At 34.4% G+C, this 8,205-nt stretch carries 7 protein-coding genes and 1 pseudogene; 6 read left to right on the top strand and 2 right to left on the bottom strand.

The features are described from left to right. The 4 genes and pseudogenes from EXE29_RS11245 to EXE29_RS11230 form a co-directional block, all read left to right on the top strand. A pseudogene (locus tag EXE29_RS11245) lies at positions 1–461 on the top strand (tyrosine-type recombinase/integrase); the annotation flags it as partial. Then, entirely contained in the window at positions 442–2,043 is a 1,602-nt protein-coding gene (locus EXE29_RS11240; RefSeq protein WP_228198782.1) for a site-specific integrase, read from the top strand. The pseudogene EXE29_RS11245 and the gene EXE29_RS11240, both read left to right, overlap by 20 nt. After that, positions 2,040–4,013, top strand: coding sequence for an integrase (locus EXE29_RS11235; protein WP_120364661.1), 1,974 nt, complete (start codon positions 2,040–2,042; stop codon positions 4,011–4,013). Before EXE29_RS11240 ends, EXE29_RS11235 begins: the two co-directional genes overlap by 4 nt. Then, complete coding sequence (locus EXE29_RS11230; protein WP_120364662.1) at positions 4,006–4,482, top strand: protein kinase; 477 nt, start codon at positions 4,006–4,008, stop codon at positions 4,480–4,482. Before EXE29_RS11235 ends, EXE29_RS11230 begins: the two co-directional genes overlap by 8 nt. Positions 4,483–4,489: 7 nt before the next feature. Here the strand turns inward: EXE29_RS11230 and EXE29_RS11225 are convergent, their stop codons facing one another. Then, positions 4,490–4,873 carry a hypothetical protein gene (locus EXE29_RS11225; RefSeq protein ID WP_228198783.1) on the bottom strand — a complete coding sequence of 128 codons (384 nt, stop codon included), beginning with the start codon at positions 4,871–4,873 and terminating at the stop codon, positions 4,490–4,492. Between the two features lie 198 nt (positions 4,874–5,071). On the opposite strand from EXE29_RS11225, the gene EXE29_RS11220 reads away from it, so the two are divergent. Together EXE29_RS11220 and EXE29_RS11215 are read left to right on the top strand one after the other, a co-directional pair. Continuing rightward, on the top strand, positions 5,072–5,281 hold the full coding sequence (locus EXE29_RS11220) for a helix-turn-helix domain-containing protein (RefSeq protein WP_120364704.1): 210 nt from the start codon (positions 5,072–5,074) through the stop codon (positions 5,279–5,281). 62 nt (positions 5,282–5,343) lie between these two features. Next, positions 5,344–6,408 carry a DNA cytosine methyltransferase gene (locus EXE29_RS11215; protein ID WP_120364664.1) on the top strand — a complete coding sequence of 355 codons (1,065 nt, stop codon included), beginning with the start codon at positions 5,344–5,346 and terminating at the stop codon, positions 6,406–6,408. Between the two features lie 4 nt (positions 6,409–6,412). Here EXE29_RS11215 and EXE29_RS11210 read toward each other — a convergent pair whose 3' ends face one another. After that, positions 6,413–8,203, bottom strand: a complete 1,791-nt coding sequence (locus EXE29_RS11210; RefSeq protein ID WP_120364665.1) for a response regulator receiver domain — start codon at positions 8,201–8,203, stop codon at positions 6,413–6,415. Between the last annotated feature and the right edge of the window lie 2 nt (positions 8,204–8,205).

The raw sequence follows: 8,205 nt of genomic DNA, 5'->3' as shown, positions 1-8,205 counted from the left end.
ACAAAAGAAAGCCAAGACCTCAAATTAAGAGAAATGGACGTACATTGTCAATCAATGATAAAGCTCTTGCGAAAGAGTTAGATATCTATATTACAAAATGGAGAGAGAAGTTAGATCAAAGAAATCAAACTTCTATTGAATGGGATTACTTGATTCTGAATCAAGATGGTAAACCTCTTTCACTTCCCTCAATTACCCAATATTTTCAAATTTTGAAAGAAAAGCACTCTAAATTTTTACCTAAAAATTTCAGTCCAAAAACTTTAAGGCATACTTTTTCATCTTCAATGGAGCGCTTGCTAAGAGAGGCTGGGGTTGAGGAAGACAATAGAAAAAAAGCATTAGCTTATTTGAGGGGAGATAGTTCGTTATCGTCACAAGATGTTTATACATTCAAAGAAACAGAATTAGAAGCTAATAAGTATTTAGGACAATATCAACGTGAAATCTTTGGAATCTAAAAATATGCAACATGATTTATTTGTTAATGAAAATGGTTGGAGGGATATTCCAGATTTCATTATTAGCCGCGAAGGAAAACGGGTGAATACAGCAGGCGACGTATGGAACCTACCCTATGCAGTTGATACCTATAGTTCTAAATTAGATTTTTCGAAGATTCCCAATGAAAATTTTAAATGGGTATTAAAATCTTTCATCATAGAAAAGATTGAAAAAGTATCTACTCATGCAGGTTTACAGCATTTTCAGGATATTTGGACAAAGTTTTTCCGAAACAATATAGAAGCTATAAATTCTGCTCAAGATATTGAAGAAACTCTAATCTCCGTAGTTGAAAGTGCGATTAATTTAGGTCGAGCAGAGCATAAACTCTGGACGTTATATAGACCAGTACAATGGTATTTGTATGGAGCTGAGCATTATCCTGAATTAGGATTTTCAATAGCTTATGCCAGTATCTTAGAAACGATGTCCATTCCTGGGAATCCTAAAGGCGAAGCTGTACGGATGGAAGATCCAGATTCAGGGCCTTTGAATCATAGTCTAGAGCTTCCTTTACTCATTCAGGCTTTGAAAAAAGATAAGAGTCAGAAGTTTGTGCATTTGCAAGAAAAGGCTGCTGTCGCACTTTCAATTGCTTATGGTCGAAATCCAGCGAATCTAACTTATTTAAGACATTCTGATCTTGTTAATTTAACCCCCGAATCAGATGATCCAGTTTACGTCCTAAGAATTCCACGCATTAAAAAGAGGCTAGTTAATCCACGGGATGACTACATTGAGGAATTTCTTGATCCAACTTTCGCAGAATATATTCATGACTTAATCAAGGCCAATAAAGAAACGAATACCGTTCTCTATCATGAGGGTAAAAAGCTCCCAAATCCTCAGCCAATTTTTTTAAATATAAATGGAAACGAGGCAGCGATATTATCTGGCGATTATGAGAATGCTTATAACTTTTCCTCTTCAATGATTACCTCTTTAATTAAAGGGTTTGTAAGAAGGCACAATATTATTTCTCCCCTGACAAAAGACTTGATGCATGTCTCAGCAAGAAGACTCAGATATACCCTTGCAACAGGTTTGGCTGCTGAGGGAATCAGTAAAGCTGCTCTAGCTAAAATTTTGGACCATACGGATACTCAGCATGTTCACGTCTATTTTGAGCTAGCAGGAAAAATTGTTATTCAGCTTGATAAAGCAATTGCTAAAGGATTTTCTCAATATTTGAGCTATTTCTCTGGACACATTGTTAACTCCTCAGAAGATGCCGTTAATGGTGATAACCCTGAAAAGTATTTGGTTTTTAAGGGGGATAAAATTGAAGATGAGATAGAAGACATTGGAGTATGTGGTGAATCGTCTATATGTCATCTAGATCCTCCCTTTTCTTGCTACTTATGTCCAAAATTTCAGCCTTATAGACACGCTGACCATGAACATGTGCTGGAGAGTCTCCTGAATAGCAGGAATGAGCGCTTAGAAAAATATGAAAATTCCCGTTTAGGAATTCAGTTGGATGAAGTTATTTTTGCTGTAGCTCAGGTAGCAGAAGCTTGCAAAAAGGAATATGTATGAGCATTGAAAAAGTTTTAAGAAAATCGAAAGTTATTCCTTTCTTAACAAGCTTGCAAATCGATCGGCAAGCAAATTTTAATAATCTTATTACTAAGGCAAAATTATTAAAGCTAGACGGATTTGAAAGTATTGAGTGGGATAAAGAAGTTTGGAAAATAACTGGTGGGCGCTTATTACAGCAAAGTGGTAGAAATAGCCTCTCAGTAATAATAAATTTCAGCTATCCACCTAAATTAGAGGAAGGACGAATTGGAGGAGATTGGGAGCAATTAGCAAAAGCTTTATTTTTATTAAGACTACATTCAAAACAACAAAATTTATCGAATCAACGAGGATTTATAACAGTTATTGGTTATATTGCTTATTATCTTAATCGGCGTAATGCTTCTATTTACGATATTACCAGAGAAGATTTAGAGCATGCTTGTAATGCGATTTCAAAAGATTATTCAGAATCATCAGCCTATAATTTTCATAAGTTAGCTGCTGAATTTGCAGGTCATCTTGATGCAAATGGCTTATGTAAAAATTTCCTTAATTACAAATATTCAAAGCAAAAAAGACCAGAATCAGCAAATGCGATTGGTACTAAACGACTTGATGATCCAGATACTTTGAGTACCAATGAAAGAGTGTTAGCACCAGTGGTTTTTAAAGTGCTTGGACAGCTCTATCAAAATGTACCTAAAGATCATAAATACCGTTTTTACATACTATTATTAACTTTCTTTGCATGTACAGGGCGAAGATTTTCAGAGCTCTCACTATTAATAGATCAAGAAATTCAAGTTAGTCAGGATGGTGTAGCTTATCTAGAATACTTTCCTAGAAAAACATCTAAAGGCAATACCTTTACTCCTAAAAGAAAATTATGGCTTCCTTCGCAAACTTTAAGTTTGTTAAGAGAGGTTATTGAGGAGATTAGATATCTCACTAGAGACTGCAGGGATACAGCTTTAGAAATGCTCAAATCACAAGATATCGATGCAAGATTCTTAGAAAATCAGCCTGAGCAATTATTCTCTAGTGATTTGATAATTTTAGGAGTTAGTCCAACTATATTGAGTAAAAGTAGTCGGTTATTTAAAGAAGGATTTGTCTCTAAAGACGAGAATTCATGCCAAATGTATACAACTATTCAAGGCTTGAAACAGTATTGCAGACACAATTTCAATCCTCAAAGTTTAAGAGCGATACATATAGATCAATTTGGAAAAAGTTATTTTTTAAGTGATTTAATGTTTTTACGTTATTACACAATGTCTAGTGGTAAGAGCATAGCTCATTGGCTGACCGTAGAATGTACTCATTCAATGCTAACAACATTTTTAAGATATCTAGATGATTTAGTAAAAGAGTATGTTGGTTTAGAAGATATTCCTGAATTCACTACACATGACTTTAGACATACTTTGAATACCATATTGGACGAAGGTGGTTTATCTGATCTTTTACAAACAGAATGGTTTGGACGATCAGATCCTAAAGATACAAAAGCTTATCAACATACCAGTCCTGAAAAGAAAGCGCTTATGATTAGAGAACAATTAAAAAATGGTGAAGCCAAAGGAATACTGGCTGAGCAGATTTTTAATCTTCCTATCAATATACAAGATGCTGTGCTAGAAGCACGAGTTCAAGCCGTGCATGATGTTGGAACTGGATTATGTATCCATAATTTCTCACAATTACCTTGTGAACGCCATTTACAATGTTCTGCTGACTGTAAGGATTATGTGTGGGTTAAAGACGATAGGAAGCGTTTAGATGAGCAGAAGCGCATTCTAGCTATGACAGTACATGCACACGAGATAGTGAAGCAGCAAATGCAATCTACACGTATTAAGAAAAGTGTGGATTGGGATTTACACAATAAGAAAAAAATTAATGTTTTAACAGAACAACTGCAAGATAACGGTGTAATTGAGTTTGATCCAAAAGCTTATTTAGAGGAAATCTCAAATGTCTAATAGATTCCAGCGTATGACAGAGCTAGATGAGGCAAGAATTATTCGGGAACTCAATAAATGGGCAATGGGTCACTTCGGTTCTAGATTAACTTGGAGTATTTTAGAAGATCGATTCAAATTTTCTCGTCAAGCAATGCAAGCAAAGCCAGCAATTAAAGCAGCTTATGATGTTGCCAAGCAGTCACTGTCCAAAGGTGAGGTTACTTCAAAGGAAGTTTTGGATAAAACTGTCGAGGAACTAAAAACAGAAATAGAGTCGTTAAAGATACAACTCAGCTCTTTCCAAGAAAAAGAGATGAAATGGAAAAAGAGATGGCAGCAAATTGCATATCATATTCGTCAAAAAGGTATTCAAGTGAGTGATGTTGATAAGCCTGTTCATCCTGAAACAGTCTTACCAAGTCACACAACCACCGAAAAAACTCTGAAAGAATTTGATAAAGAAATCCCTTTTTCTGGGCGGATTTAATATTGATCTAAGATGCGATAACGCTCTGAAGAGCAGAGCGATACGCTTTCAACTCAAGAAGTTGTGATGAGCAAACTGTTTTCGCATCACATATCTTGTTTGAGATATTTGGAAAACTTAGTTCTAGTTTTTTATATTTTTCAACTTGTTTTTCTAAAAACATAATTTCAGAGCTGACTTTTACTTCCTCTAACTTGATTTTGGAAACATCTGATTCTTCTTTATATAAGATTCTGATTTCATTTATTTTTAATGTTTCACGAAATAAAGAAAATCTAGGATTTTGTTTATTGATTTCCTTTTCTAAAAAACCAAATTCAACAAGTTTTCGTAATATTCGATACATGCGTTGACGATTAAAGCGATGACGTTCTTTTTTAGATAATTCCATCTGTTTCCAAAAGTCATTTGCAGTCCAGTTATGAATTGAATTCGATTGGATAAGAGGGAGAAAAACTTCGAACAAAGGCATGCTAAGGAGTTGCATAGTGAAATACTCTTCTAATTCACAATAAAAGAGGATTATAAGCCGTGGATATATAGTCCTCAAATAGTGATAGTTCTGTTTTTTGAGCGGTTGATTCAAAATATGTCAGAACTTACAGTTTCTTTTGGTTTGAAGGTTCGGGAACAGAGAAAACTAAAAAAGCTATCTCAAGAAAGGCTTGCTTTGCTTTGTAATATTGATCGTAGTTATATGGGCCGTATAGAGCGAGGTGAAGTCAATATTACATTAGAGAAACTTTATGAGTTGGCAGAGGCCTTAGAGTTAAAAGCAAAAGATTTACTTCCGAAATAATTTTACAAAGATATCTTCTGTTATGATTTGGCATATTTTTTAATATTTAACTTGGTGTTGTTTTGAAAGTAATAGATTTTTTTTCTGGTTGTGGTGGCGTAAGTGAAGGACTCCGTCAAGCTGGATTCGATATTACTATAGGCTTAGATTTTGATAAGAAAGCAGCCGAAACTTACCAAGAAAATTTTAAAGAAGCAAAATTTTATAATGTGGACATTCGTGAACTAGACGAAAGAGAATTAGCCAATTCTTTTAAGCAAAGAAACCCTAAAAATGAGCCTCTCCTATTGGTTGCATGTGCTCCATGTCAGCCATTTTCTACACAAAATAAATCAAAAAGTGAAGATGATATTCGACGTACATTATTAGATGAAATACACCGGTTTATCAGTAAATTAAAACCTGAGTATATTCTTGTCGAAAACGTTCCTGGCCTTCAAAAAATTGATAAAGAAAAAGATGGTCCTTACAAACGGTTCATCACTTTTTTAGAATCTAAAAAATATAAGATCACTGAATTCATCGCAAAATCTGAAGAATATGGTGTTCCACAAAAACGTAAACGTTTTGTTCTATTAGCTTGTAAATCTGGAAAAATAGAAATTCCAGCAAAAACACATGGAGACGGTTTAGAGCCGATTAAAACAGTTCGCGATTTTATCGGAGAATTTCCAGCTATTCAGGCTGGTGAAGTACATCCTGATGACCCATGGCATAGATGCCCGACTTTAAATGAACGTAATTTAGAGCGTATTCAAAATACTCCAGAAGGTGGAGATAGACGTCATTGGCCAGATCATTTGATTAATGAATGCCATAAGACGCATTCAGGGCATATGGATGTCTATGGTCGTATGAGTTGGGATAAGCCAGCTCCGACCTTAACGACACGTTGCTATAGCTATTCTAATGGACGTTTTGGACACCCTGATACCAATCAGCATCGTGCAATTAGTGTGAGAGAAGCTTCAAGGTTACAGACATTCCCTCAAGACTTTATCTTTAAAGGTAGTGTAGTAGAGGCTTCTAGACAGATCGGAAATGCTGTGCCGTGTGAAATGGCTAAACAATTTGGTTTAGCCATTCAAAAGCACTACTTAAATTTCGGGACAAAATCAGAGGATTAATATTCTATACTGGATCTGATATTTTAGTATCTGATAGTAATGGTTGTGGATCAGATACTGGTGACTCAAATCCTTTAATAAAATCGACACCTATTCGTCCTGCATGATGTGATGCCATATTTTGAAATCTCTCAGCATATCCGCTTCTTAATTGAGATTTTAATTTAAGGCTGATTCTAACTCTATCAATATCTTCACCATTGGCTTTGAATGTCAGTGCCTCATGATAGCGCTCATCTAGTTTGGTTTTATAATTTACTATTACTAGATAGTCACTTACAGGAAGATCAGTGACTGGATTAGTTACAGAAAAGTATAAGCGTTGTTCATTATCGTAGGCATAGATGTATTTGGAACGAGTTGCATTTTCTAAAGCTTCTTCCGCGCTTACATTGAACAATGTTAGTACTTGTATCATTCTATGAGGAGTAAGTCTTTTGTTAATAGGTGCGGTTTCCTGAGTGGGAACCATATCGCAAGCGGGGGATACGCATAGATACCATGTTTCATTGACTTGATCGTAAAGAACAGTCCCAGTACTAATGTGTTTTTCTCTATAATCTTTTGATGATAAATGCATATTTAAGGCATGATACATGTCTTTATTTGTTTTGTTAGCATAGAAGGGTAGCTTCATTTGTTCACAACAGAACTCTGTAAGATCCTTACCAGATGTCGGATCGAAGTTATCCTTATAAAGATTAAAGGTTGAGTTAATAAAACTACTCAATTCTTCATTATTTAGGAATTTATGAGCAAGTTCTTCCGATATGTCAGCGTAAATATTTTTAATAAATTGAGGTGTTTTCGTTTGATTTTCTGGTTTAAGAACCTCGTTTAACCAGGCGGCTTGACCATGTTTATCATTATCGTGAGCCCTATTGAAAGCCATTGAATCAGATTCGATATGATTCTGAATTTCAGACTGTATTAATTGATAGTAAGATGGTTTCCAACTAACTAAGGAGTCTCTTAAAGCATTCCAGATATTAGTTGGGTCTTGGTCGAAATTTTCTAGACTCTTTTGATAAATACATACGAAAACATTGCCTGATTTGATCCAGGTTTTACCGTCTGTATCACCTTCTATTTTAGCCTTACTATTTTCTGAACATTGATATATTTGATTTTTATATAGAAAATAATCGCAAATAATATTTGAAATTTCTTCTTTCTTATCTTTAAATTTAGGATTTTTAGACAAAATTCCTTTGAGTCTACCACTATTTTTTTCTAACAGAATATAGTCTATAAGTTCTTTGTCCGTCAGACTATAGATACCACCAGATTGTATACTAGGTAAAATTTCTTCACCCCAAAATTCGTCAAATTCCTCGATTTTCTCAATTTCATCTTCAATATTTTTAATAGGAGTAAAAGAGGCAGCAATTTGTTTCCAAACAGTCTCAGGATTTTCACTGGTATATACTACAGCTAAATTAAAATGCTTAGAGTTTTTCAAATCACATAAAATTTTTAAAGTTTTACTTGGATTCCTTTCTTCAAGTTGATAATCAATAATAAGTAAATCCGATTTTCTGATGCGTTCCACATCTAGATTTCCTACAGAATTATCAATATCACATAATATTTTTTCATTTTGAAAGAATTTTTCTAATAGGGCTGCTCTTTGGGATGTAATAACTTTTTCTTGATCAATTGTCTCATTTTTAGAAAATGAGTCTATTAAATCAGGATACGGAATAAACTGATCGTCAATTAACATGACTGAGCGTATAGCATTTTTACAAAATGTTTTGTGAACTAAATCTTCATATTGAATAGCCGCAGTCATAA

The organism is Acinetobacter sp. WCHAc060006 (assembly GCF_004209135.1).
Lineage (GTDB): Bacteria > Pseudomonadota > Gammaproteobacteria > Pseudomonadales > Moraxellaceae > Acinetobacter > Acinetobacter cumulans.
This window is presented reverse-complemented; position numbering and strand designations above follow the sequence as displayed.

What these genes read in the sequence shown, in the direction of transcription:
- EXE29_RS11210 (WP_120364665.1), bottom strand. Translation starts at nt 8,203, where the DNA reads ATGACTGCGGCTATTCAATATGAAGATTTAGTTCACAAAACATTTTGT.
- EXE29_RS11235 (WP_120364661.1), top strand. Translation starts at nt 2,040, where the DNA reads ATGAGCATTGAAAAAGTTTTAAGAAAATCGAAAGTTATTCCTTTCTTA.
- EXE29_RS11225 (WP_228198783.1), bottom strand. Translation starts at nt 4,873, where the DNA reads ATGGAATTATCTAAAAAAGAACGTCATCGCTTTAATCGTCAACGCATG.
- EXE29_RS11230 (WP_120364662.1), top strand. Translation starts at nt 4,006, where the DNA reads ATGTCTAATAGATTCCAGCGTATGACAGAGCTAGATGAGGCAAGAATT.
- EXE29_RS11220 (WP_120364704.1), top strand. Translation starts at nt 5,072, where the DNA reads ATGTCAGAACTTACAGTTTCTTTTGGTTTGAAGGTTCGGGAACAGAGA.